Origin of the sequence: Cupriavidus sp. NPDC089707 (genome assembly GCF_044748965.1) — a bacterium.
Classification (GTDB): domain Bacteria; phylum Pseudomonadota; class Gammaproteobacteria; order Burkholderiales; family Burkholderiaceae; genus Cupriavidus.
Genome location: NZ_JBIVHB010000006.1, coordinates 220,453 through 241,860, shown reverse-complemented (window position 1 = coordinate 241,860; position 21,408 = coordinate 220,453). Strand labels below are relative to the sequence as shown.

General features: G+C 64.5%; 28 protein-coding genes and 1 pseudogene. 19 read left to right on the top strand and 10 right to left on the bottom strand.

Annotation, left to right across the window (positions count from 1 at the left end; genetic code table 11):
• Positions 1-85 precede the first annotated feature (85 nt).
• Positions 86-760, bottom strand: coding sequence for a c-type cytochrome (locus tag ACIP1U_RS12915; protein ID WP_400315246.1), 675 nt, complete (start codon positions 758-760; stop codon positions 86-88).
• Positions 761-814: 54 nt separating this feature from the next.
• Positions 815-1,258: an Hg(II)-responsive transcriptional regulator gene (merR, locus tag ACIP1U_RS12910; protein WP_400315243.1), complete on the bottom strand. Its 444-nt coding sequence runs from the start codon at positions 1,256-1,258 to the stop codon at positions 815-817.
• Between the two features lie 98 nt (positions 1,259-1,356).
• Between merR and merT the strand changes: the two genes are divergently transcribed.
• From merT to merE, 6 genes and pseudogenes are all read left to right on the top strand, one after another.
• Positions 1,357-1,707 (top strand): mercuric ion transporter MerT, encoded by a 351-nt coding sequence (merT, locus tag ACIP1U_RS12905; protein ID WP_400315240.1) that lies wholly within the window; start codon positions 1,357-1,359, stop codon positions 1,705-1,707.
• 13 nt (positions 1,708-1,720) lie between these two features.
• Complete coding sequence (gene merP / locus ACIP1U_RS12900; RefSeq protein ID WP_400315238.1) at positions 1,721-1,996, top strand: mercury resistance system periplasmic binding protein MerP; 276 nt, start codon at positions 1,721-1,723, stop codon at positions 1,994-1,996.
• A gap of 29 nt (positions 1,997-2,025) precedes the next feature.
• On the top strand, positions 2,026-2,445 hold the full coding sequence (gene merC, locus ACIP1U_RS12895; RefSeq protein ID WP_400315235.1) for an organomercurial transporter MerC: 420 nt from the start codon (positions 2,026-2,028) through the stop codon (positions 2,443-2,445).
• A gap of 40 nt (positions 2,446-2,485) precedes the next feature.
• Complete coding sequence (gene merA, locus ACIP1U_RS12890) at positions 2,486-4,171, top strand: mercury(II) reductase (RefSeq protein ID WP_400315233.1); 1,686 nt, start codon at positions 2,486-2,488, stop codon at positions 4,169-4,171.
• A gap of 33 nt (positions 4,172-4,204) precedes the next feature.
• Positions 4,205-4,564 (top strand): annotated as a pseudogene (merD, locus tag ACIP1U_RS12885) (mercuric resistance transcriptional repressor MerD).
• Positions 4,561-4,791 carry a broad-spectrum mercury transporter MerE gene (gene merE / locus ACIP1U_RS12880; protein ID WP_400315231.1) on the top strand — a complete coding sequence of 77 codons (231 nt, stop codon included), beginning with the start codon at positions 4,561-4,563 and terminating at the stop codon, positions 4,789-4,791. The pseudogene merD and the gene merE overlap by 4 nt, the downstream one beginning before the upstream one ends.
• A 64-nt stretch (positions 4,792-4,855) precedes the next feature.
• Here the strand turns inward: merE and phaP are convergent, their stop codons facing one another.
• The 6 genes from phaP to ACIP1U_RS12850 all read right to left on the bottom strand — a co-directional run bounded on the left by phaP (position 4,856) and on the right by ACIP1U_RS12850 (position 9,282).
• The gene (gene phaP, locus ACIP1U_RS12875; protein WP_400315228.1) at positions 4,856-5,422 is read right to left on the bottom strand and encodes a TIGR01841 family phasin; all 567 of its coding nucleotides are present in this window, start codon (positions 5,420-5,422) and stop codon (positions 4,856-4,858) included.
• 193 nt (positions 5,423-5,615) lie between these two features.
• Positions 5,616-5,813: a hypothetical protein gene (locus ACIP1U_RS12870; protein ID WP_400315226.1), complete on the bottom strand. Its 198-nt coding sequence runs from the start codon at positions 5,811-5,813 to the stop codon at positions 5,616-5,618.
• A 774-nt stretch (positions 5,814-6,587) separates the two neighbouring features.
• Complete coding sequence (locus ACIP1U_RS12865) at positions 6,588-7,121, bottom strand: hypothetical protein (protein ID WP_400315223.1); 534 nt, start codon at positions 7,119-7,121, stop codon at positions 6,588-6,590.
• A 425-nt stretch (positions 7,122-7,546) separates the two neighbouring features.
• Positions 7,547-7,735 carry an MGH1-like glycoside hydrolase domain-containing protein gene (locus ACIP1U_RS12860; protein WP_400315221.1) on the bottom strand — a complete coding sequence of 63 codons (189 nt, stop codon included), beginning with the start codon at positions 7,733-7,735 and terminating at the stop codon, positions 7,547-7,549.
• 209 nt (positions 7,736-7,944) lie between these two features.
• Complete coding sequence (locus tag ACIP1U_RS12855; RefSeq protein ID WP_400315218.1) at positions 7,945-8,397, bottom strand: DUF302 domain-containing protein; 453 nt, start codon at positions 8,395-8,397, stop codon at positions 7,945-7,947.
• A 663-nt stretch (positions 8,398-9,060) separates the two neighbouring features.
• On the bottom strand, positions 9,061-9,282 hold the full coding sequence (locus ACIP1U_RS12850; protein ID WP_400315215.1) for a helix-turn-helix domain-containing protein: 222 nt from the start codon (positions 9,280-9,282) through the stop codon (positions 9,061-9,063).
• Between the two features lie 164 nt (positions 9,283-9,446).
• On the opposite strand from ACIP1U_RS12850, the gene ACIP1U_RS12845 reads away from it, so the two are divergent.
• Together ACIP1U_RS12845 and copK are read left to right on the top strand one after the other, a co-directional pair.
• Positions 9,447-9,782, top strand: coding sequence for a hypothetical protein (locus tag ACIP1U_RS12845; RefSeq protein ID WP_400315213.1), 336 nt, complete (start codon positions 9,447-9,449; stop codon positions 9,780-9,782).
• Positions 9,783-9,879: 97 nt separating this feature from the next.
• Positions 9,880-10,161 carry a periplasmic Cu(I)/Cu(II)-binding protein CopK gene (copK, locus tag ACIP1U_RS12840; protein WP_400315210.1) on the top strand — a complete coding sequence of 94 codons (282 nt, stop codon included), beginning with the start codon at positions 9,880-9,882 and terminating at the stop codon, positions 10,159-10,161.
• A 345-nt stretch (positions 10,162-10,506) separates the two neighbouring features.
• On the opposite strand, the gene ACIP1U_RS12835 is transcribed toward copK, so the two are convergent.
• A complete protein-coding gene (locus tag ACIP1U_RS12835) occupies positions 10,507-11,160 on the bottom strand; it encodes an NrsF family protein (protein WP_400315207.1) in 654 nt (217 codons plus the stop codon).
• Positions 11,157-11,774 carry a sigma-70 family RNA polymerase sigma factor gene (locus ACIP1U_RS12830; protein WP_400315205.1) on the bottom strand — a complete coding sequence of 206 codons (618 nt, stop codon included), beginning with the start codon at positions 11,772-11,774 and terminating at the stop codon, positions 11,157-11,159. The genes ACIP1U_RS12835 and ACIP1U_RS12830 overlap by 4 nt, the downstream gene beginning before the upstream one ends.
• A 177-nt stretch (positions 11,775-11,951) precedes the next feature.
• On the opposite strand from ACIP1U_RS12830, the gene ACIP1U_RS12825 reads away from it, so the two are divergent.
• From ACIP1U_RS12825 to ACIP1U_RS12775, 11 genes are all read left to right on the top strand, one after another.
• The gene (locus ACIP1U_RS12825) at positions 11,952-12,263 is read left to right on the top strand and encodes a DUF2282 domain-containing protein (RefSeq protein WP_400315452.1); all 312 of its coding nucleotides are present in this window, start codon (positions 11,952-11,954) and stop codon (positions 12,261-12,263) included.
• 12 nt (positions 12,264-12,275) lie between these two features.
• A complete protein-coding gene (locus ACIP1U_RS12820; protein WP_400315202.1) occupies positions 12,276-13,166 on the top strand; it encodes a DUF692 domain-containing protein in 891 nt (296 codons plus the stop codon).
• On the top strand, positions 13,138-13,929 hold the full coding sequence (locus tag ACIP1U_RS12815; protein ID WP_400315199.1) for a putative DNA-binding domain-containing protein: 792 nt from the start codon (positions 13,138-13,140) through the stop codon (positions 13,927-13,929). The genes ACIP1U_RS12820 and ACIP1U_RS12815 overlap by 29 nt, the downstream gene beginning before the upstream one ends.
• A gap of 16 nt (positions 13,930-13,945) precedes the next feature.
• On the top strand, positions 13,946-14,416 hold the full coding sequence (locus ACIP1U_RS12810; protein ID WP_400315196.1) for a DoxX family protein: 471 nt from the start codon (positions 13,946-13,948) through the stop codon (positions 14,414-14,416).
• Between the two features lie 62 nt (positions 14,417-14,478).
• Positions 14,479-15,561, top strand: coding sequence for an anion permease (locus ACIP1U_RS12805; protein WP_400315194.1), 1,083 nt, complete (start codon positions 14,479-14,481; stop codon positions 15,559-15,561).
• 65 nt (positions 15,562-15,626) lie between these two features.
• Positions 15,627-16,766 (top strand): methyltransferase domain-containing protein, encoded by a 1,140-nt coding sequence (locus ACIP1U_RS12800; RefSeq protein ID WP_400315192.1) that lies wholly within the window; start codon positions 15,627-15,629, stop codon positions 16,764-16,766.
• An 18-nt stretch (positions 16,767-16,784) separates the two neighbouring features.
• The gene (locus tag ACIP1U_RS12795) at positions 16,785-17,381 is read left to right on the top strand and encodes a carboxymuconolactone decarboxylase family protein (protein WP_400315190.1); all 597 of its coding nucleotides are present in this window, start codon (positions 16,785-16,787) and stop codon (positions 17,379-17,381) included.
• A 20-nt stretch (positions 17,382-17,401) separates the two neighbouring features.
• Positions 17,402-18,367 (top strand): arsenosugar biosynthesis radical SAM (seleno)protein ArsS, encoded by a 966-nt coding sequence (gene arsS / locus ACIP1U_RS12790; protein ID WP_400315187.1) that lies wholly within the window; start codon positions 17,402-17,404, stop codon positions 18,365-18,367.
• Positions 18,368-18,389: 22 nt separating this feature from the next.
• Positions 18,390-19,943, top strand: a complete 1,554-nt coding sequence (locus tag ACIP1U_RS12785; protein WP_400315184.1) for a dihydrolipoyl dehydrogenase family protein — start codon at positions 18,390-18,392, stop codon at positions 19,941-19,943.
• The gene (locus tag ACIP1U_RS12780) at positions 19,940-20,668 is read left to right on the top strand and encodes a TVP38/TMEM64 family protein (RefSeq protein ID WP_400315183.1); all 729 of its coding nucleotides are present in this window, start codon (positions 19,940-19,942) and stop codon (positions 20,666-20,668) included. Before ACIP1U_RS12785 ends, ACIP1U_RS12780 begins: the two co-directional genes overlap by 4 nt.
• Positions 20,668-21,378, top strand: a complete 711-nt coding sequence (locus tag ACIP1U_RS12775) for a TIGR04283 family arsenosugar biosynthesis glycosyltransferase (protein WP_400315181.1) — start codon at positions 20,668-20,670, stop codon at positions 21,376-21,378. The genes ACIP1U_RS12780 and ACIP1U_RS12775 overlap by 1 nt, the downstream gene beginning before the upstream one ends.
• Positions 21,379-21,408: the final 30 nt, after the last annotated feature.

Sequence of the window (21,408 nt, the reverse complement as noted above, 5' to 3'; positions counted from 1 at the left end):
CGGATGCGTCATCCGCGACACGGGCGATTTCGGTTTCTCCGGGCGCTTCCCGCCAGCGACCCCGTATGGTCAGCCGTCTCTTGGTTCACGGACACTCCCTGTGAATGAGGGTTGAGATTTCCTCAGGGCGGGCGAAGACCACCGCGGCGCGGTCTCCCTGCATACCGGTGCCGATCAGCACAGGCTTGCCGGCAAGCGGCCCGCTACCGCTACCATCCGTCTTGAATCGCAAATTGAACTCCCAGAAGGTATGGGTCTTTTGGTCAGCGGTGGTGAGGCGGTACGCGTCACCACAGTAGTGAATTGCGGTGACGCGCGACGCCGCATCGACCGCCTTCAAGTTCGGCAGGCCCCGATCGGGTACCGTCACGCGACCGGCGGAAACCGCCTCAAGGTAGGCGACCAGATCGGCGCGGATACGCGCATCAGCGATTCCGGGGAAGCCCATCGCATTTCCTGGCACAAGCGCCGCAGGGTTCTTGAGCCAAGCATCCAGGTTTCGCTTGTCCCACACCAGGCGTGATCGTTTGAGGGCATCCGAGTAGCGCACGAAACCATCAGCCGTGCCGGCCTTGCGACCCCAAACGCTCGCCAGGCTTGGCCCGGTCATGTGGCGCCCCGGCGCAAACGAATGGCAGGTCATGCAGGCACGGGCGGCTTGCGCACCGCGCACGAGATCCCCATCGGCGCGGGCCTGCGTGCTGAAGACAAGCGCGGCCAGTACGGCGGCAATCCCAGGTCGGGCAGGTTGTGGAAGCATTGGATGAGCCCCCGCTTTGTGCGCAGATCAATGGTGGCAAAAGAAAATCGTACGCTACCGCATACCCCGTCCGAGTCGGTCTGCTGCCGAGCTGCCGAGGCTCGTTGCGCTTTGCAGCGATGCGATCAGCGGGCAGGAGATATTCCCCTGCCTGGCATGACAAGCGTGAACCAGTTCGGAAAGCACCGCCTCAATGCGTTTCAGGTCGGCCAGCTTTGCGCGTATGTCGCTGAGCTTGTGCTCGGCGAGGCCACTGGCTTCCTCGCAATGGGTGCCATCCTCGAGCCGGAGAAGTTCGCCAATTTCTTCCAGGCTGAATCCCAGCCGCTGAGCCGATTTCACGAACCGCACCCGGGTCACATCCGCCTCGCCATAGCGCCGAATCCCGCCAGCAGGCTTGTCCGGCTCTGGCAACAGCCCCTTGCGCTGATAAAACCGGATGGTCTCCACGTTGACCCCAGCCGACTTGGCGAAGGCGCCGATGGTCAGGTTCTCCAATTCGCTCCTCCTATCGCTTGACTCCGTACATAAGTACGGAAGTAAGGTTACGCTATCCCTTTCCGCTTCGAAAGGACAAGTGCAGAAAGGACAAGTGCATGTCGGAACCGCCACACGGGCGCAGCGTGCTCTTCGCCGGCGGGCTGGCCGCCATCCTCGCCTCCACCTGTTGCCTGGGGCCGCTGGTGCTGGTCGCGCTCGGTTTCAGCGGGGCCTGGATCGGTAACCTGACGGCGCTGGAGCCATATCGGCCGCTATTCCTTGGCGCCGCGCTGATGGCGCTGTTCTTCGCCTGGCGGCGCATCTTCCGCCCGCTGCCAGTCTGCAAGCCGGGCGATGCCTGCGCAATCCCGCAGGTGCGCGCTACCTACAAGCTTATTTTCTGGGTCGTGGTCGCAATGGTCCTGGTCGCGCTCGGGTTTCCCTACGTTGCGCCATTCTTCTATTGATCAGGAGTTCGCTATGAAAGCACTGTTTGCCGCCCTGGCATTCGCCGCCGCCGTCGCCCCCGCATGGGCCGCCGTGCAGACCGTTACGCTGTCCGTGCCGGGAATGACCTGCGAGACCTGTCCGATCACGGTCAAGCACGCGCTCTCGAAGGTCGACGGCGTGAGCAAAATCAACGTCAGTTTCGAGCGGCGCGAGGCGGCTGTCAGCTTTGATGATGCCAAGGCCAGCGTCCAGCAGCTGACCAAGGCGACCGAGAACGCGGGCTATCCGTCCAGCGTCAAGCGGTAAGGCACGGGGGCAGACGCGGGAGCAACACCATGGGACTGATCACGCGCGCGGCAAACAAGGCTGGAGCGCTGGGCAGCATCGTCTCCGCGATGGGCTGCGCGAGCTGCTTTCCCGCCATTGCCAGCCTGGGCGCGGCCATCGGGCTGGGCTTCCTAAGCCAGTACGAAGGGCTGTTCATTCGCGTCCTGCTGCCGGCGTTCGCCGGCATCGCGCTCCTCGCCAATGCGACCGCTTGGCTCAGCCATCGGCAGTGGCAGCGAGCCGCGCTCGGCCTGATCGGCCCACTCGTTGCGCTGGCCGCAGTGTATTTAACGGTGGGCCGGCCCAGTGAATTGCTGCTCTATGTCGGCCTGGCCTTCATGGTCGGCGTCTCGATCTGGGATTTCGTCTCGCCGGCGAAGCGCTGCGGCACAGCGGACGCCTGCGAACTACCGGCCAAGCGCGGCTGACGGCGGAGGCTGTCGTCGGAATGACCCAAGGAACTGTGGCATGACCCACTTGAAGATCACTGGAATGACCTGTGAATCATGCGCCACGCGCGTCAGGGAAGCCCTGGAGAAAGTGCCGGGCGTGCGCTCGGCGGTTGTGTCCTACCCGAAGGGGACGGCCCAGCTCGCGACCGCGCCCGGCACGTCGCCGGACGCGCTGACCGCTGCCGTGACCGGACTCGGCTACCGGGCCATGCTCGCCGAGGCCTCGCCCGCGGAAGCACGCGGCGGGCTGCTCGACAGGGCGCCAGGCTGGCTGAGTGGCGCCGACAAAAGCGAGGACGAAGCCGGCCGCCTGCGCATCGCTGTCATCGGCAGCGGCGCGGCCGCGATGGCGGCGGCGCTCAAGGCTGTCGAGCAAGGCGCGCAGGTGACCCTTGTCGAGCGCGGCACCATCGGCGGCACCTGCGTCAATGTCGGTTGCGTGCCGTCCAAGATCATGATCCGCGCCGCCCACATCGCCCACCTGCGCCGGGAAAGCCCGTTCGACGGTGGCATCCAGGCTACGCCGCCGACGATCCTGCGCGAATACCTACTCGCCCAGCAGCAGGGGCGCGTCGATGAACTGCGCCACGCCAAGTACGAAGGCATCCTGGCAAGCACCCCGAGTATCACGGTGCTGCGCGGCGAGGCCCGCTTTCAGAACGAGCACACCCTGAGCGTGCGCCTGGCCGAAGGTGGCGAGCGCGAAGTGGCGTTTGACCGCTGCCTGATCGCCACCGGCGCCAGCGCGGCAATTCCGCCGATTCCCGGCCTGAAAGAAACGCCCTATTGGACCTCGAACGAGGCGTTGGCGAGCGAGACGATTCCCGCGCGCCTGGCCGTGATCGGGTCGTCGGTGGTCGCCGTGGAGCTGGCGCAGGCCTTCGCCCGCTTGGGCAGCCAAGTGACAATCCTGGCGCGCAGCACCCTATTCTTCCGCGAGGACCCGGCCATTGGGGCAGCGCTCGCGGCAGCGTTCCGCGCCGAAGGCATCGAGGTGCTGGAGCATACCCAGGCCAGCCGCATTGCCTACAAGGACGGAGAATTCGCGCTCACAGCCGGGCACGGCGAGCTGCGCGCCGCCCAACTGCTGATCGCCACCGGCCGCACCCCCAATACGCGCGGCCTCGGCTTGGAAACGACCGGTGTCGCCCTCAACGCGCAGGGCGCCATCCTGATCGACCCGGCCATGCGCACGAGCAGCCCGCACATCTATGCGGCGGGTGACTGCACCGACCAGCCGCAGTTCGTCTATGTGGCAGCGGCGGCCGGCACGCGTGCGGCTATCAACATGACCGGCGGTGATGCGACCCTCGATCTGAGTGCGGTGCCATCCGTGGTGTTCACCGACCCACAGGTCGCCACTGTGGGCTATAGCGAGGCGGACGCGCACCACGACAGCATCGAAACCGACAGCCGACTGCTCACGCTGGACAACGTGCCACGCGCCCTCGCCAACTTCGACACCCGCGGCTTCCTCAAGCTGGTGGCCGAGGCCGGCAGTGGCCGGCTGATCGGGGTGCAGGCGGTGGCGCCGGAAGCGGGTGAGTTAATTCAGACCGCGGTGCTGGCGATCCGGGCGCGGATGACCGTGCAGGAACTGGCCGACCAGTTGTTCCCATACCTGACGATGGTCGAAGGGATCAAGCTCGCGGCGCAGACCTTTACCAGGGACGTCAGACAGCTGTCCTGCTGCGCCGGGTAAGGGGGAAGGGGAGGAGCGGCGAGCGCCTATACGATTACCGGCCTGGCCCATGACGCTGGCATCAGCGTCCATATCGTGCGTGACTAGGTGCTGCGCGCCCTGGTATCGCCGGCGGTGCGCACCAGGAGTGGCTACGGCATCTTCGATGGGTCGGCGCTGCAGCGGCTGTGCTTTGTCCGGGCGGCGTTCGAGGCTGGCATTACGCTCGATGTCCTGGTTCGGCTGTGCCGCGCGCTGGATGCCTGCGATGCCGCCTTCGTCAGCGAACAAGCCGACGCGATGCGCCGAGCGCTTGCGAAGCGACGCCACGCACAGCTTGAGGTGGAGGCGCAGTTGCGGGTACTCGCCCCAGATCGGCGCGAGGCAGATGCACACCTGGAGGCATCGCCATGAGCGGCACCGACCATTGCCGCTCCAACAAATCCGTCACTGGCTACCTGTGGGCAACGCTCGCCGTGCTGACCTGCCCCTGCCATTTGCCGCTGCTTGAGCTTGCGCTCGGCGGAACGGCCGCTGGCACGTCTATCGTCAACCACCGAGGGCTGTCGGCGGTCGCGCTGTCGGCGCTGTTCTTCGTGTTCCTGGCGGCGGCCAGGCGGGCATTCAAGGTTCGCACATGATGCGAGCAGCGGCTGGTCACGTTCGGCAATGCCGCCAAGGCGACATTGCCGCTACCATCGCGCACTATCGCTTGCCGCCGCGCGCAGCCTGCGCGGTGGCTTGCCGCGCAGCATTCGATGCCGCGGCGGCGGCGATGTCCAAATTGCTTTCGGCGACTTCGATCGCTTGCTTAGTCGTTTGCTGCATGGTGTCGCACAGCGTGGTGGTGGCGCTCACCGCCGATTGCCAAGCGGCCACGGCGGCCTCGGAGCCGGCTGGGGCGCTCTTCGTCGCGTTGTCGATGACGTCCTGCATCTTGCGCTTGTTCGCTTCATATTGCGCTTCGGCGACTTTCGCGAACTCGGCTCGTGTGGCGGAAGTGATCTCAATCCATTGACGGCGGTACGCCTGTGCCTTCTCGGTCGCTGGCTGCCATAGGCTGGCTTGCAGCGCCAGCAGCTCCTGTATGTCTTTGGCGGCGAATGCTTTCTGGATGTTGTCCTGGGTTTCCGCCACGGTCGCTTTTATCGTCTGCAGATTCAGTTCAACCAGCTTCTCGAAGGCGGTGATGGTCTTGTTCGTCAAACCAAACAGCAGCTCGACGTTAGCGGTTTGCAGGGCCGAAAGCTGTTCGGTGGGCAACGTAGGCATGATGAACTCCTGAGGTTGGGCTCGCCGGCCATTGTGGCGGCATCGGGCCGCCACAATGGCGCGACAGGATTGTGGGAGAGGCCGCACGCCTCGCCCGCCCCCCCGGACGAGCCGAAGCGCGCAGCCTGTGCAGGACTGCGGCAAAACCGAATCGCCACGGGCGGGAAGGTAATGTTGTGGGCGGGCCAGCGCCTTAGCGGAACCGCCCGACGGCTTTCAGCAGGGAATCGCCGCGCGGGGTGAGGCGGGGACACGCCTGACCGGAAGGTCGGTTTTCCAGCGTGACAAATTGATGCGCGAGCAGCGTGTCAATAGCCACAGGGTCCAGGTCCTCCGGGTTCGGGGCTTCCTTGACCAGAATGAGTGCGGCGATTTCATGAGGACTCAGCACGTTCGTCTCCTGCGTCGTCTTGGTTTGCTGGGAAGCGCCAATTACTGTCCTCGCGCCGGCACTTGGTCCATACGGCGAAGTACGCGCTCCTCTGCAAGGTCCTTGGCCACCCGGCGCGTACCGCGCGCGCGGGGAGAATTCATTCAATACGGCCCTATACGAATTATCAAGGCGTGACATGAATTTTTTAAGACAGCCTTCGGCCGATCGCCCTCCACCCGCGCGTGGCGCCGTGGATTGCCTTGCATCTTCCGTCTTGCGTCGCGGATAGCGCCGTGCAGCGCGCGCTTGAAAATGAGGCATCGCTGTCCTATTTTGACGAAATGCCGCCGCCCAGCTTTGTTGCTGCGCAGGATCGGATCGGGGGGACGGGGCTTGACTCGGCGGTACCGACGGAGAGGCAACAGAGGCCGATGAGCTGGCGCCTCTCCGTTCGGTGAGTCATGCCGCAAGACGAGACTCGGGGACCAAAGCCATCCTGCAAAGTGGGCTACGCGGCGGCCGCTCCAGGCACTGTCATGTCGCGCCGGACCACGAGTGCATTCCTCCGAGCTCCAACAACTTAGAGTCACCGTACGCTTCAAGCAACTGACCGCGGAAGGCATTTACAAACTGTTTCCCAAATCAGGGAACTTCACACTGGTCACGTGCGAGCCGGCGCGGTAGGCGTTGTTCCTAATGCCGTGTGCACGCCTACCAGGCGAACCGTGCAAAACCGCCGGCATCCATCCGTTGGAAGCGGCGGCCATGTCAAGCGGAATTAGCGGATACAGATCAGCCGGTGGCGCCTGCTCCGTCTGGGCTATCGATCTTGCTGTCGATCTTTCTCTCGAGTTTCAGATAGGCGTCGGCGGCGACTAGGCCAAACACCACGTGTGCCAGAAAGCTCAAGGCGCCGCGCGCTTCGGCAAACCAAGGGAAAAACTGAGTCATGCCATAGAAGTTAATCCAGTATACGGCGACGCCGAGCACCGCGCCTGCGAGCGATGCCATGCCGACGCTCGAATCAAGGCTGAACGGTGCCATGATCATGGCCATGATCAGGCCAAGCGCGACGGACAGTGCAAAATGCACGGCCAGCGCTGCAAGCATGACGCTAGCGCCGGTCGCGGCCTGTGACAGGACATCGGGGCCCATCACGATTGCGGCGATCATCCGCGGCGGTCCCAAGGGGCTCTCACCTATCAGCCACAGCGCGCCCAGTTCGACTACCAGAAAGACCACCCCGGCGACTACGCCGGCGATAGCGGCGGCACGCCAATCCGGCATCCGCCGCGTAAAGTGGTGTGAATGCATATGAAGTTCCATAGCGCCCTCCTAATGATGCGACCTCATCAGGTCGCTTCCAAGTGTCCTGCTGGGGTCGTCGGTTTCTACGGCCCAACGTGATTCTTCAGTCAGTACGGCCTGAACGGCTTTGATTGACATAGGCTCACCTCCTCGTACGGTCATGTTTTCGTTCTAGTTGGACCATACCGATCTCGATGTCAGACGACCTCCTGCTTTCGCGGATGGCGATAGCAGATGTCTGCTTAAAGACGCTTTCTTGGCTTGAAAGACGACTATGTTCTCTGTCCCGCGGTAGGCGATGCTGCCACTCGGCCATGGCCGAGTGGCAGCTAAGGGAGAAGATTGCAGCAGAGTGAGGAATGTTTCTCCGCGGGCCAATGAACGGGCTGGATTGAACTGTTCTGGCATGGGCAGTCAGCATGCGGCTCGACGCCATTCGGGTATCACACCATATCGATCACCAGGCCGGACCACGTGAACTTCCGTGCGCCGTAGCCTTCGCCACTGAATGGGTTGTAGTACTCGCGGAATCCGCTTCGTTCGATGGCGCAGCACAGCGACCGACGCAAGTTTTTCGCATGGTCCTCGTAGCCGCATCGCTTCAGCGCATGAAACAGGAACCAGTTGTTCATACATCGATCGGGCCCAACTCGTTCTCAATGCGCGCGGCAGCTGCCTCCACGGCGTCGGCATCGGCCACGTCCACCGGAATCACAAAGGCTCGACACCCTCGTGTCTCGATTGCCTGCCGAAGCGCCGGCCACGACGGCCACATTGACTGTGGGTTGGTCCTTGACCGATCTCATCGGTTCAGCCCACGAGATCCAAGGCAGACGCTCTTCTACGGCGCCACTGCCGCGCCAATCAGACCTGAAAGGGCCTGGCGTAATTTGCCTGCCGCTGGGCACTCGGGCACACCGTGCCGTTGGGCCAGAAATACCGGATCGTTGTAGCTGACCCATGTCCGCCCGTCCGCGCCCGTCCATACGAGCGCCTTCAGGGGCAGATCAATGCCGATCGACTGCGCACACTCCATCAGAGGCGTGCCGCCCTGCGCATTGCCGAAAATCAGCAATTCGGTCGGTCGCAGCGACTTACCGATTTTTGCCGCCCCAGCGGCATGGTCGATGCGCGCAAACACGGTCAGGCCCCGCTCCTTTACCACCGCTTCAAGCTTGTCCATGGTCGCCCTCGGCGCCAACGGACTTGGAACGGTGACTAAGCCATCGGCGGCCTGCAGGGGCATTGCAAGCGACAGCAGCATGGCCGGAAGCAACCAATGCAGAGCTTTCATGCGGTTCTCCTGTAGAGGAGGAAATTACTGTAAAGGCAAAATGGCCTATGGTTCCGCTCCAGCACGAGCGGAACCGGCGATGTCAGTTTAAACGACCCCCTGCCGCATGCGCTGCAGGTTGGCTGACCGTCCTGATCAAGCAAACGCTGCGCCAACGCCTTAACTGTGCGCACTGTCGGTGAACGGGGCAGGCATGTCGCCAGCCCTTGCGCCATCGACCTCCTGCCATCCAAGCAGAGGCATTTCCTGGGGGAAACGGCCTTCGCGGACGAAGCCTCTGATCTGAAGGTTCGCCGGCAGTCGCAAAAAGGTTACAGGTATTCGCGTCGCATGACGGAAAAGCCAGCGGTTTCCGGCACGGAACCGTCCGCACCCTCCACTGGCGGTCAGAGTGGCGCATCGAGAAGTGCGACGAGGAACGGCACTCTTGGTTGACCATCCTCCATTGCCGGACGGGCAAGCTGCTGACCATCCTCAAGCTAGCCTGCGGACTGTCGACGAGCCTTGGCGAAGGGCGAATAATCTACCCGGCACCTATGCGGTGGCATCGACGAAGTCCAGAGGAATTGTGGACATCCGTCCTCCAAATAAGGCTGGAGAGTTCCCACTGAAGCGGAATCCGCAAGTGCGGCTACCTGCTTGGCCGAACCGACTGTTGCGGCCTCACATCGCCTGCACGTCCTGGTCGGTCGGGCGCCCACGTGAATTGACCATCAACGCAAAGACTTCCCGCTTGTTGCCGAAAGTGTTGTACAGGGAAGACATCGCAAGCCCCTTTTCAGGCGTCAGGTCGCTGGTCGACACGGCATGATAGCCGCGGTGCCAGATCGCTTCGATCGCCGCCGACAGTGCCTCGGATTTGTCAAATTCAATTGAACGGGCCATGCGGGACTCCTTTCTGGACCGATCATCCCAGAATCGCACTACACCTGCCGTCCCTGCAGTCTGTTGCGGCCATGGGCCGGTAACCTTTTTGGGCCTGCCGGCGAATCTTCTACTACCGGATTCCCAGGTTGAGAGCCGGATCCTTCATGAAAGGAGGCGCGAAAATGAGCAAGCGACTATTGGCTATCGTCGTGGCCACCACCGCTGCGCTGGGCACAGCGGTAGCGTATGCGGCCACTGCGCGCGATGTGTACACCGATGGCGCCAACATCACGGGGCCGCGCGATCCATACACCGATGGCAGCAAGGCAGGGAAGTTCGACGTCTATTCGGACGGTGCAAGGGTTGGTGACAAGCGCGATCCGTTTACAGATGGTGCCAAGAGCGGCAGGTTTGACCCCTACACGGACGGCACGCGGGCGCTGGCGCCGGAACTTGTGGCCGACGCGCTCGACAACGCGCGTACCGGCGACGGCACACTTTACGGATATCGCGTCTGAACTGCCACGCGCGGCCCGGCCGCGTGTCTAGTTGTCGGAGCCGAGTGTCTCCGGGCACTCGCTTCGGACTAAATTTTGCCTGCCGAAGGAGCATGTGATGTACAACGAGCTTGCATTCGCCGCGCTGACCACCGTCGTGTCGTTGTCCGCAATCGCGGCCGATATGAGTGACATCGTGAAGTCCTATGCGCTCAGGGACGGCTCAACCGTTCACGTGTTCAAGGATGGGAGGATGGGGGTAGAGAACCCGTTCGGCCGTGCTGTGAGCGTGAAGGAAGGACAGGTGCTGGAGGCGAAAGACGGCACCAAGATCACCATGAAGGGCAATGAGGTGATCCGACTCGACAGCGCATTGAACGCCCATCGGCGCGGGCACTAATATGGGCGAGGCGCAGGCATTCGGCGCCGGGAAAACTTGCGGTGGGCTGGGGCGGAAGAGCGTGCAATGGCCAAGCCGCGGTCAGGCGCCCCACGACCGTGTGATGATTTGAAGTGGTAGAAGGTAAGCCATGAGCACGATTCGCGCCGCAGCGATGGTTGCTTTAATTTTGGTATCAGGGTGCGCTGTAAGCGCAACTGTGGCCGGCTACGAGGATACCTACGCCCCTGGGTACTAGCCGGGAATGCCAAGTACTGGCTACCCATATCATGGCTCATATCAAGGTCGCCTTTATGGCTCCGCTTACTTCGGAGGCATCCGGGCGACCCCGCGCCTGCTGCCGCGTCAGCGCGGCGCCACCCAATGGAACAGCCGATCTCCATACCGTCCGCCGAGGCCCACGAACAGCAGCGCGACGCCGAAGTTCCACATCAGAATCATGGCCGTGGCGTCGAGCGGGTGAAGGATGGACAGCGCGGTGGCCGTCATGGCGGCCACCGCGAGGCTGGCGCACATCGCCACGGGTGCGGGGTAAATCCGCGCCACATGGCGCAGCATGATCAGCAGGGCGAACGACAGCGGCACACCGACCATCATCAGCGTCGCGAAGCAGCTGGCCGTCTCGCCGAGCGAGATGCCGGTCGGCCCGATCTGGACCCAATTGGTCAGGCAACCGTAGCCGACCGTGGCGAACCAGGCCACAAGCGCCGGCGCTGGCAGCAGCAGCCACCGCCGTGAGCGGCCGGGGACGCTGGCCATGAACGCCGCCACGGCAGCCAGCACGCCGGTCAGCAGCGCCGCCGCCACGCCGGTGACAAAGACGGGCTGCGCCAGCTTTGTCGCCAGGTCCGGTCGCACACCATGATGGGACGCGGCCAGCACCAGGATCAAGACGGCCAGCAGCAGCCACCCTGCCGCCCGTACCATCGGCGGGCGCAAGCGCCGCACCGGCGCCGCGTCGGCCACCAGCGAGTCGATCAGATTGGACGTGGGTCTCACGAATTTCTACCTTGCGATTCGAATAACTTGCGCAGCGATTTCAGCGCACGATGCGTGGCAACCTTTAGCGCGCCCACTGAAACCCCGCTGGCGGCAGCGGCCTCTTTCAGCGACATCTCCTCCAGCTTGAGCATCCGCAGCGCCTCGCGCTGTCCGGCCGGCAGCCGCTCGATGGCATCCTGCACCGCGCGCGCGTCCACTGTCTCTTCTTGTAAATTCGCTGCAGAGGGCCAAAAGGTTTCCTGCTCCGGATCGAGCTCTGTTTCATGCGAGCCGATGCGTCCCCGCCGGCGCAGGCCGTCGACAATGCGCCGATTGGCGATGGCAACCAGCCAGGGACCGAACGGACGTGCCGGATCATAGGTGTGGCGCACAGCATGTACCGTCAGCAGCACGTCCTGTACCGTGTCTTCGATGTCGCCGCGGTTGCGGACCTGGCGAGCCACCAGCGCCCGCACATAGGGGGTGATGGCTTCGAGCAAGCGCCGGTAGGCCTCGCGGTCGCCCCGTTGGGCGCGGGCCATCGCCATTGACCAGTCCACCGTGCCGTCTGGCCGGCGGGTGGCTGGCTCGGCAGGGCGGTCAGCATCGGCCGACTTCTGGGTATCGCTCACGAAGCTCGGTCTGCCGTCATGACGGTGCGCTGGGGAAGACATGGATGAATTCTGCGTCATGGGGAACCGTTTGTCGCGCAAAAAAATCTTGCAGGGAGACGTAACCTTTAGTCGCGCCTGACCGAATCTCCTGACACGGTGCCAGATTCGGGCCGCAACTTTTCAGGAGAGCGCATGATGAGCAAGCATTTGTTGGCCGCCTCGACTTTGACGTCCGCACTCGGGCTCGCCCTCGCCATAACGGCGGCGCCGGCACAAGCCCAGCCCGCCAAGGAAATGCCGCAGATCGTCAAGGACAATATGGCGAAGATGGAAAAGGGCAAGCTGGAGAAGTGCTACGGCATCAATGCCGTGGCCAAGAACGACTGCGCGGAAGGCGCGCACTCGTGCGCAGGACAAGCAACCCAGGCGCGCGATACGAAATCGTTCGTGCTGCTGCCGGCCGGCGACTGCGGCAAGATCCAGGGCGGCAAGCTCAAGGCTGCCTGACCGAGGCAATCGATGGCGACCGCGTCTGTTGCCCTGCAACGCGGGCCCGGCCCCATCCCGGCGCGAGCCGGGGTCGGGTTGCGCTTCCGGCACCATCAGGCCGTGGCGGCCGAGCGTCCCGCGGCCGCCTGGTTTGAGGTGCATACCGAGAACTATATGGGCGGCGGCGGCGCTCCTGGTTACCTGGACGCCATTCGACGCGATTACCCGATCTCGCTGCACGGCGTCGGCCTGTCGCTGGGTAGTGCCGAAGGGCTGGATATGGCCCACCTGGCGCGCGTGCGCGAGGTGGTGGCGCGGATCGAGCCGGGATTGGTCTCTGAGCATCTGTCCTGGAGCGTGGCCGGCGGCACCTATCTTGCCGACCTGTTGCCGCTGCCGATGACCGAGGAAGCGCTGGCCATCGTGTGCCGGCACGTCGAGCAGACCCAGACCTATCTGAAGCGCCGCATCCTGGTCGAGAACCCGTCGACCTACTTATGCTTTTCTCACTCGACCATTCCCGAGTGGGAGTTCCTGGCCGAGGTCGCGCGCCGCACCGGGTGCGGCATCCTGTGCGACGTCAACAATATCTATGTCAGCGCCAGCAACCACGGGTGGGATGCTCTCACCTACCTGGACGCGCTGCCGCCGGCGGTGATCGGCGAGATTCATCTGGCCGGCCACAGCGTGCGGCACCTTGAGCAGGGGCGAACCCTGCGCATCGACGATCACGGCTCGCGCGTGGCGCCCGCGGTGTGGGCCTTGTACCAGGCAGCGCTCCAACGCTTCGGACCCATACCGACGCTGATCGAATGGGACACCGATGTGCCCGCGCTTGAGCTCCTGCTGGAAGAGGCGGCCATCGCCGACGCGGCTCTGGAGAGGCAACAGCATGCAATCGCATCCCCCGACGCTGCTTGAATTGCAGCGCGCCATCGGCCAGGGCCTGCTGCGAGAGGCCGACGGCGACCTGCTCGCTCTCATTGTTGAAGACGGACTGGCGGCGCAGGCGCGGCTCGGCATCTACCGGAACACCGCCATTGGCACACTGGTGACGGCGCTGCGCCTGTCCTATCCGGCCATCCACGCCCTGGTCGGCCCCGAGTGCTTCGAAGGCGCGGCCAGGCTGTTCATGGAAGCCTCGCCGCCAGGAAGCGCGTGGCTGGATGGCTATGGCGCGACCTTTCCGGAATTCCTGGCGGCGCTGCCGGAGGTGGCCTCGCTGCCCTATCTCCCGGACACCGCCCGGCTCGAATGGGCGGTCAGTACTGCGCTGCACGCGCCCGACGCGAAGCCGCTCGACCTGGCTCGCCTCGCGCAACAGGGGGAAGCCGAACGGGGGGAGGTGTGCTTCGCACCGCATCCTTCCGTGCAACTGTTGCAATCCGACTTCCCGATCGACGCGGTCTGGCGGGCCGTGCTAGGCGGTGACGATGGCGCGCTGGCGGGCATCGACCTGAACGCCGGCCCGGCCTGGCTGCTCATCCACCGGATCCCGTCCGGCGTCGAAGTCACCCGCCTGAGCGCGTGGCAATGGCGCTTCGCGGCAGCCCTGTTCGCCGGGCGTCCGTTGCACGCCGCGCTGGAGGAGGCCCCTTCGTCCGAAACGCATGCCTGGCTTGCCACGCTGCTGGCCTCGGGCTGCTTTACCGACACCGGCCCGAGCGGCGAGCCATTCGACTAACCATGGACCGTACCTCATGAGCAACCTCACACATTCCACCCATTCATCCGTGACGCTCACCGAGCGCGCGCGGCGCGTGCTGGCCTGGCTGGATCGCGTTCCGCACACGGTCCTCGCCGTCCCGCTGCGACTTGCTGTCGCCACGGTCTTCTGGAACTCGGCGATGGCCAAGCTCGCCAACTGGGAGTCGGCCCTCTATCTGTTCCGGGAAGACTACAACGTCCCGCTGATCCCGGCCGAGCCGGCCGCCTACGTGGCCGTGTCGATCGAGTTGACTGCGCCAGTCCTGCTCGTGCTGGGCCTGGCGACCCGCCCCGTGGCACTGGTTCTGCTCGGGATGACGACGGTGATCCAGGTGTTCGTCTACCCCCAGGCGTGGCCGACGCATATTCAGTGGGCAGCGATGCTGCTGGTCCTGTTGGCACGCGGCCCGGGGAAGCTGTCGCTCGACTGGCTGATTCGCAGGCGTCTCCTTGGCGCGGACTGACACGCTGCGCCTCGGCTGCGGCTGTCAGACCAGGCAGGGCCTGATGTGAATTGGGGTGCGCGATGACAATCACACTCATTGCGGCCGTTGTGCTCCTGCTGGCGTGGGCAAACGGCGCGAACGACGTTTCGAAGGGCATTGCCAGCCTGGTCGGCGCAGGCGTCGCGCAGGCCCGCCGCGCGCTCTGGTGGGGCACGGCATGGACGGTGCTGGGCGGGCTGGCCGCTGTCGTGCTGGGCGCTGCCATGGTCCGCACGTTCAGCAGCGGGCTGGTCAGGCCCGAGATGCCTCTGAGCCTTGGCTTCCTGCTCGCTGCATTGTGTGGCGCGGTGGCCTGGGTGCTGGGCGCCACCCGCTTTGGCTTGCCGGTATCGACCACGCATGCATTGCTCGGCGGGCTGGTCGGCGCGACCCTGGCCACCACCGGCCCGCAGGGCCTGCTGGCGCGCTCGATCCTGGGCAAGGCCGCGCTGCCGTTGCTGCTCAGCCCGCTGATCGCCATGTTGCTATGCAGCGGTGTGCTGTGGCTTGCCAGCCGCCTGGCTCGGCAGGTACCGATCCGGCAAGCGGGTTGCTGCAGCGAAGGCGAGTGGCGGGCCGATCCCTTTCGTTGCGCCGCGCCTGCAAGCCGCCCCACGCCAGCGCGCGTACGCAGGCTGTGGGCGGCCTTGCACTGGATGAGCGCAGCGGCGACCAGCTTTGCCCGGGCGCTCAATGATGTGCCCAAGATCGCGGCCATACTGATCATGGGACTGGCCCTGTCGCCGGAGTCGCAGCCCGGCTTGCCGTTCGCGGGCGCAGCCGGGTCGATCATGGCCGTGACCGTGGCCATGGGCCTGGGCGGACTATGGGGCGGACGCAAGGTGCTCAACGTGCTCGCGCATCGGGTGGCGCCGCTCGACGCCTACACGGGGCTGGTCGCCAACGTGTGCACGTCGTCGCTGGTCCTGCTGGCTTCGCCTCTCGGCCTGCCGGTGTCCACCACCCATGTCAGCACCGGCGCCCTGATGGGTGTCCGCTGGAACGCCGGTCAGCAGCCTGCGGGGGTAGACGCACTCAAAGGCGTGCTTTTCGGCTGGCTGGTCACTTTTCCCGTGTCCGGCGCGATTTCGGCAGGCGCCGTGGCGCTGTCGCGACTAATGTAGGGCTTGCCAGGCAACGGCGAGCATAGCAATGGGCCCAACGCGGGCAACTTCAAGAGGAAACGGCCATGTCGATGCAAGAGGCGGTTTACGAGCGCTATAGCTGCGGTGCCCGGGCTACTGAGCCCCAGCTATGTTGTCCGGTCAGCTACGATCCCCGCTATCTGGCGGCAATTCCGCCCGAGATCCTCGACAAGGATTACGGTTGCGGGGATCCCTCGCGCCACGTTCGTCCCGGCGACACCGTGCTCGATCTCGGCTCGGGCGGAGGCAAGATCTGCTACCTCGCCGCGCAGATCGTCGGTGCGCAGGGCCAGGTGATTGGCGTGGATATGAACGATGACATGCTGGCGCTGGCCCGCAAGTACCAGCCGCACATGGCACAGCTGCTCGGTGGCGACAGGGTACGTTTCCTCAAGGGAAACATCCAGGACTTGGCGTTGGATGTCGCGGCCATGGAGACCTGGCTCACCCGTCACCCGGTCCACGACGCGCGCGGACTCGTGGCGCTGCAAGCGTGGCAAGCCGAACAGAAGCGTCAGGCGCCGCTGGTGCCTGACGCCTCGGTCGACCTGGTGATCTCGAACTGCGTCCTGAATCTGGTGGACGAGCACGAGAAGGAGGCGGTGGTGCGGGAGATCTTCCGGGTGCTCAGGCCCCATGGGCGGGCGGCGATTTCCGATATCGTCGCCGATGAGCCGGTGCCCGCGGCACTGAAGGCCGATCCGCAGCTATGGAGCGGCTGCATCTCCGGCGCGTTCACCGAAACCGCATTCCTGCAAGCGTTTGCGCAGGCAGGCTTTGTGGCCGTGGGGATCGACGCATGGTCGTCTGCGCCGTGGCAGGTGGTGCATTGCATCGAGTTCCGCGCGGTGACCCTGGTCGCGCAGAAGCCGTCGGGCCAACCGTGTATCGACAAGGGGCATGCGGTGATCTACCGCGGTCCCTTCGCCTCGGTGACCGACGACGAGGGTCACCGGTTTCCCCGCAGCGAGCGTATGGCGGTGTGTGAGCGCACCTATCAGCTCCTCATGCAGGGCGACTACCGGGCGCATTTCATTGGCATCGAACCAGTGGGCGAGCAGGCCGGAGAACCATATTGCGCGCCGCCTGGCACTCGCCGGCCCGCATCGGAAAGCAAGCGCGCGGTTCATCTCCCTACCAACCAGGGCGCCACTTGCTGCAATCCCGGGGCGGGATGCTGCTGACGCAGGGGGGCTTGTGCGATGTCCATGATCTCGACGCCAGCTGAACTGAAGTATCCGTGGTACGTGCGCCTGGTCTTCTGGCTGCAGCGCCGGAAATATGGCGCCGAACTCGAGCCGGCCAGGTTGTGGGGCCGCACCCCAGGCGTTTTTCTCGCGCTGACGGGGCTCTATCGCGCGCTCGACCGGGCGTCTTCACCGATCGAGCCCGCACTGCGCTCGTTGATCACGGTACGGGTCTCGCAAATCAACTGGTGCGAATTCTGCGTCGATCTTAATTCCGCAACGGCGCTGGAGCGCAGCGTGGATGCGGCAAAACTGTCGGAGCTGGCCGACTTCGACTGCTCCCCGCGCTACAGTGCCCGTGAGAAAGCGGCCCTGCGCTACGCCGAGGCCGTCACCATCACCGGCCGCCGCGTGGACGCAGCCCAGATGAATGAACTCAAAACGCATTTCAGCGACGACGCCATCATCGAACTCACCGCGCTGATCGCCTTCCAGAATTTGTCGAGCAAGTTCAACGCGGCGCTGCAAGTTCCGGCCCAGGGGTTCTGCCGGATGCCGCCAGGAGCGCCCGGCGATGTGGCCGGGCAAGCGCCGCAAAAGATCGCCAGGTAACGAACTCGCGGAGAAGATCCATGCATGCCACCTTCCCGTTATTGCGCAAAACTGACTTCCCGCCAATACGGCGCAAGACATTGGAAACGCTGCAAGTCAATCTGGGCTATCGCTGTAACCAGACTTGCGTGCATTGCCACGTGAACGCCGGGCCGAACCGCGTGGAAATGATGGATGGTGCCACCGTCGATCTGGCGCTGGAAGTGCTGCGCGCCCGCAGGCTCCCAACCCTCGATCTCACCGGCGGCGCCCCGGAACTCAATCCGCACTTCCGCCGCTTCGTGGCCGGCGCGCGCGCGCTTGATGTGCGCGTCATCGACCGCTGCAATCTCACCATCCTGTTCGAGCCGGGTCAGGAAGATCTCGCGGACTTTCTTGCCGCTCAGCGTGTGGAAGTTGTGGCTTCCCTCCCATGCTATTCGGCGGACAACGTCGACCGCCAGCGAGGCGCTGGCACGTTTGAGAAGAGCATAGCGGCGTTACGCCGTCTGAACGGGCTCGGGTACGGCCAGCCTGGCACCGGGCTCGCGCTGCACCTCGTGTACAACCCGCAAGGCCCGGTTCTGCCGCCCAATCAGCAGACACTCGCTGCGGCCTATAAGCGCGAGCTGTACGCCCATTTTGGCATCGTCTTTGACCAGCTCTTTGCGCTCGCGAACATGCCGATCCAGCGTTTCGGCAGCACCTTGGTCTCGAAGGGACAGTTCGCGGACTACATGCGCCTGCTGAAGGACAATTTCAGCGCCGCCAATCTGGACGGGCTGATGTGCCGCAGCCTTGTCAGCGTTGACTGGCAAGGCTACCTCCACGACTGCGATTTCAACCAGATGCTGGGCCTGCCGTTGAAGCTCGGCGCTTCGTCTCGCGCTCACCTGCGCGATCTGCTGAGCGCCGAATTGGACGGTCAGCCCATTGTCGTGGCCGACCATTGCTACGGCTGTACCGCGGGGCAGGGCAGCAGTTGCGGTGGCGCACTGGCCGCATGAACCGGTGCCCGTGAGATTTGCGATGCGGCTCAACCAGCCCCTGAAGATGGTGAGGAACGTGGCAGCAGCCGCGGCGAAGCATCGCGTCTACGCCCGCTGGCCCAAGCCCGGGAAGTTTGACCGTAATCTCGTCGTCATCGGCGCGGGTGCTGGCGGTCTCGTTACCGCTTACCTCGCGGCGGTGCTTCAAGCGAAAGTCACATTGATTGAAAGCGGCAAGATGGGTGGCGATTGCCTGAATTCCGGTTGCGTACCTTCCAAAGCCCTGCTGCGTTCGGCAAACTTCCTCAAGCAGGCGAAGCGCGCCGCGGCATTGGGCATCGCCAAGGCCGAGATCAGCTTCGACTTTGCCGAGGTGATGGCGCGGGTGCATCGGGTGATTGCAACGGTCGCGCCGCACGATTCGGCCGAGCGGTATGCCGGGCTCGGCGTGGAAGTCATCCAGGGGCGAGCCCTCATTACCTCGCCCTGGACGGTCGCGGTCAACGGCCGTACGCTCGCGACCCGTGCCATCGTCATCGCGGCCGGGGCGGAACCGCAAGTGCCGCCAATCCCGGGCCTGGAAACGGTCGGCTATTACACCACCGAGACAATCTGGTCCCTCCGGGCGCTGCCGCGACGGCTGATTGTGCTGGGTGGTGGCCCGGCCGGCTGCGAGCTGGCGCAAGCGTTCGCCCGCTTCGGGGCGGAAGTCACGGTGGTGCAGCGGTCGCCGCGACTTCTCGTCCGTGAGGACCCAGAGGCCTCCGCACGGATCGCCGCGGCGCTGGCGGCGGACGGCGTGCGGGTTCTGGCCGGCCACCGCGCGGTGCGCTGCGAGCAAGCCGGCGACCAGAAGCGGTTGATCGTCAGCGGCGGCGAGCAGGAAACGGTCCTGGAGTTTGATGCACTGCTGTGCGCAGTCGGGCGTCGCCCGCGCACAGCGGGGTATGGCCTGGAGGCGCTGGGTATCCCGCTGACGCCGGCCCGCACCATCGAGACCAATGCCTACCTGCAGACGCTCTACCCGAATATTTACGCCTGTGGCGATGTCGCCGGGCCGTATCAGTTCACCCATGCCGCAGCCCATCAAGCCTGGTTCGCGGCGGTCAACGCGCTGTTCAGCGGCTTGAAGCGCTTCAAGGCCGACTACACAGTGATGCCGTGGTGCACCTTTACGGATCCGGAGGTGGCCCGTGTGGGTCGGAGCGAGCAGGACTGCGCGGAGCACGGCGTTCCCTATGAGGTGACTCGCTATGATCTTAGTGAGCTGGATCGCGCCATCACGGACGAGCGCGCTTATGGCTTCGTCAAGGTTCTGACCGTACCGGGCCGGGACAGGATCCTCGGGGTGACCATCGTCGGGGACCATGCCGCAGACCTGCTGGCGGAGTTTGTGCTGGCGATGAAGCATGGCCTGGGACTCAACAAGATTCTCGCCACGGTCCACACCTATCCGACACTGGCCGAGGCCAACAAGTACACTGCTGGCGCTTGGAGACAGGCACACACGTCGCAACGACTGCTGGGATGGCTTGCACGTCTTCACGCCTGGCGGCGCGGTGGCGTCGCGGCAATGCGGGGGGAGCCGGAATGATGAGATTGTCGGGAACCGCAGCCCAGAAAGCCAACCGCATCCGCGTCCTGGTCGTGGTGGCAATCCTCATGCTGTTCGCGGCCTATTTTGGCCTCGATCTCGGGCGTGACCTGAATCTGGCCCACCTGAAAGCAGCGCAGGCGGCATGGCAGGCGTACTATGCGGAGCATCCAGTTGTGGCGATGTGGGGCTATTTCCTGCTCTATGTCGCTGTCACCGCGCTCTCCCTGCCCGGTGCCGCGATCATGACGCTGGCGGGCGGCGCAATCTTCGGTCTGTGGGGCGGCATCTTGCTCGTGTCGTTCGCCTCGACCATTGGTGCCACCCTGGCCTTTCTCGCCTCGCGCCACGTATTCCGCGACGCGGTACAACGCCGCTTCGCCGATCGGCTTCCAGCCATCCATGCCGGTCTCGCGAAAGACGGGGCGTTCTATCTATTCGCGCTCAGGCTGGTTCCATTGATTCCGTTCTTCGCGATCAACCTGGCCATGGGGCTGACACCGATGAAGACCAGCACATTCATCTGGGTCAGCCAAGTCGGCATGTTCGCCGGTACGGTGGTCTATGTGAACGCCGGCACCCAATTGGCTCGCGTCAGCGACGTTGCCGATATCTTGTCGCCGGCGCTGCTCGGCTCGTTCGCGCTGATTGGGCTGCTGCCACTTGCCGCGCGAGCGGCCGTGCGACGCATTCAGGCAAGTGGCCGTTTCCGGGGAGAACGCTGATGCGCCTGTCAATCGTGGTCCCGACCTGGAACGAAGCGACGCAGATCGAAGCAGCGCTTACCGCGCTGCAACCGCTGCGCCGAAAGGGCGTGGAAATCGTCGTGGCAGACGCTGGCAGCGCGGACGGCACGGCTGGCCTGGCGCAACCCCTGGCTGATCGAGTCGTCATCACCGCCCGCGGGCGGGCACGCCAGATGAATGCCGGCGCCGCTGCAGCCCGTGGGGAACTGCTGATTTTCCTCCATGCCGATACGCGCTTGCCGGCCGAGGCCGACCTGGCTGTCTGCGCCGCCCTGCAAGCTGGCCAACGGGCGTGGGGCCGGTTCGACATCCATATCGCCGGAAGGCTGTGGCTCTTGCCCGTTGTCGCGGCATCGATGAACCTTCGCTCGCGGCTTACCGGCATCGCCACCGGGGACCAGGCGATGTTCGTGCGCCGCGAGGCCTTCTTCGCCGTCGGGGGCTTTCCGGATCTGCCGCTGATGGAGGACATTGTGCTGTCGGCCCGCCTGAAGCGCCGCAGCCCCCCGGCATGCTTGCCTGAGCGCGTGATCACGTCCGGGCGGCGCTGGGAGCAGCATGGACTCTGGCGGACGATATGGCTGATGTGGTGGCTGCGCCTGCAATTTTTCTTCGGGCGCAGCGCCGCCGCCCTGGCGCAACGTTATGAAAGCAAGGAGCACCCATGCGCCCCTCCCCGTGCAAAGTGATTGTCTTTGCCAAGGCGCCCGAGCCAGGGT

What these genes read in the sequence shown, in the direction of transcription:
- ACIP1U_RS12780 (WP_400315183.1), top strand. Translation starts at nt 19,940, where the DNA reads ATGATGAGATTGTCGGGAACCGCAGCCCAGAAAGCCAACCGCATCCGC.
- ACIP1U_RS12785 (WP_400315184.1), top strand. Translation starts at nt 18,390, where the DNA reads ATGCGGCTCAACCAGCCCCTGAAGATGGTGAGGAACGTGGCAGCAGCC.
- ACIP1U_RS12815 (WP_400315199.1), top strand. Translation starts at nt 13,138, where the DNA reads ATGCAATCGCATCCCCCGACGCTGCTTGAATTGCAGCGCGCCATCGGC.
- ACIP1U_RS12795 (WP_400315190.1), top strand. Translation starts at nt 16,785, where the DNA reads ATGTCCATGATCTCGACGCCAGCTGAACTGAAGTATCCGTGGTACGTG.
- ACIP1U_RS12805 (WP_400315194.1), top strand. Translation starts at nt 14,479, where the DNA reads ATGACAATCACACTCATTGCGGCCGTTGTGCTCCTGCTGGCGTGGGCA.
- arsS (WP_400315187.1), top strand. Translation starts at nt 17,402, where the DNA reads ATGCATGCCACCTTCCCGTTATTGCGCAAAACTGACTTCCCGCCAATA.
- ACIP1U_RS12800 (WP_400315192.1), top strand. Translation starts at nt 15,627, where the DNA reads ATGTCGATGCAAGAGGCGGTTTACGAGCGCTATAGCTGCGGTGCCCGG.
- ACIP1U_RS12915 (WP_400315246.1), bottom strand. Translation starts at nt 760, where the DNA reads ATGCTTCCACAACCTGCCCGACCTGGGATTGCCGCCGTACTGGCCGCG.
- ACIP1U_RS12825 (WP_400315452.1), top strand. Translation starts at nt 11,952, where the DNA reads ATGAGCAAGCATTTGTTGGCCGCCTCGACTTTGACGTCCGCACTCGGG.
- ACIP1U_RS12820 (WP_400315202.1), top strand. Translation starts at nt 12,276, where the DNA reads ATGGCGACCGCGTCTGTTGCCCTGCAACGCGGGCCCGGCCCCATCCCG.
- merE (WP_400315231.1), top strand. Translation starts at nt 4,561, where the DNA reads ATGAGCGGCACCGACCATTGCCGCTCCAACAAATCCGTCACTGGCTAC.
- merC (WP_400315235.1), top strand. Translation starts at nt 2,026, where the DNA reads ATGGGACTGATCACGCGCGCGGCAAACAAGGCTGGAGCGCTGGGCAGC.
- ACIP1U_RS12855 (WP_400315218.1), bottom strand. Translation starts at nt 8,397, where the DNA reads ATGAAAGCTCTGCATTGGTTGCTTCCGGCCATGCTGCTGTCGCTTGCA.
- merP (WP_400315238.1), top strand. Translation starts at nt 1,721, where the DNA reads ATGAAAGCACTGTTTGCCGCCCTGGCATTCGCCGCCGCCGTCGCCCCC.
- ACIP1U_RS12775 (WP_400315181.1), top strand. Translation starts at nt 20,668, where the DNA reads ATGCGCCTGTCAATCGTGGTCCCGACCTGGAACGAAGCGACGCAGATC.
- merT (WP_400315240.1), top strand. Translation starts at nt 1,357, where the DNA reads ATGTCGGAACCGCCACACGGGCGCAGCGTGCTCTTCGCCGGCGGGCTG.
- merA (WP_400315233.1), top strand. Translation starts at nt 2,486, where the DNA reads ATGACCCACTTGAAGATCACTGGAATGACCTGTGAATCATGCGCCACG.
- phaP (WP_400315228.1), bottom strand. Translation starts at nt 5,422, where the DNA reads ATGCCTACGTTGCCCACCGAACAGCTTTCGGCCCTGCAAACCGCTAAC.
- ACIP1U_RS12850 (WP_400315215.1), bottom strand. Translation starts at nt 9,282, where the DNA reads ATGGCCCGTTCAATTGAATTTGACAAATCCGAGGCACTGTCGGCGGCG.
- copK (WP_400315210.1), top strand. Translation starts at nt 9,880, where the DNA reads ATGTACAACGAGCTTGCATTCGCCGCGCTGACCACCGTCGTGTCGTTG.
- ACIP1U_RS12845 (WP_400315213.1), top strand. Translation starts at nt 9,447, where the DNA reads ATGAGCAAGCGACTATTGGCTATCGTCGTGGCCACCACCGCTGCGCTG.
- ACIP1U_RS12860 (WP_400315221.1), bottom strand. Translation starts at nt 7,735, where the DNA reads ATGAACAACTGGTTCCTGTTTCATGCGCTGAAGCGATGCGGCTACGAG.
- ACIP1U_RS12810 (WP_400315196.1), top strand. Translation starts at nt 13,946, where the DNA reads ATGAGCAACCTCACACATTCCACCCATTCATCCGTGACGCTCACCGAG.
- ACIP1U_RS12865 (WP_400315223.1), bottom strand. Translation starts at nt 7,121, where the DNA reads ATGGAACTTCATATGCATTCACACCACTTTACGCGGCGGATGCCGGAT.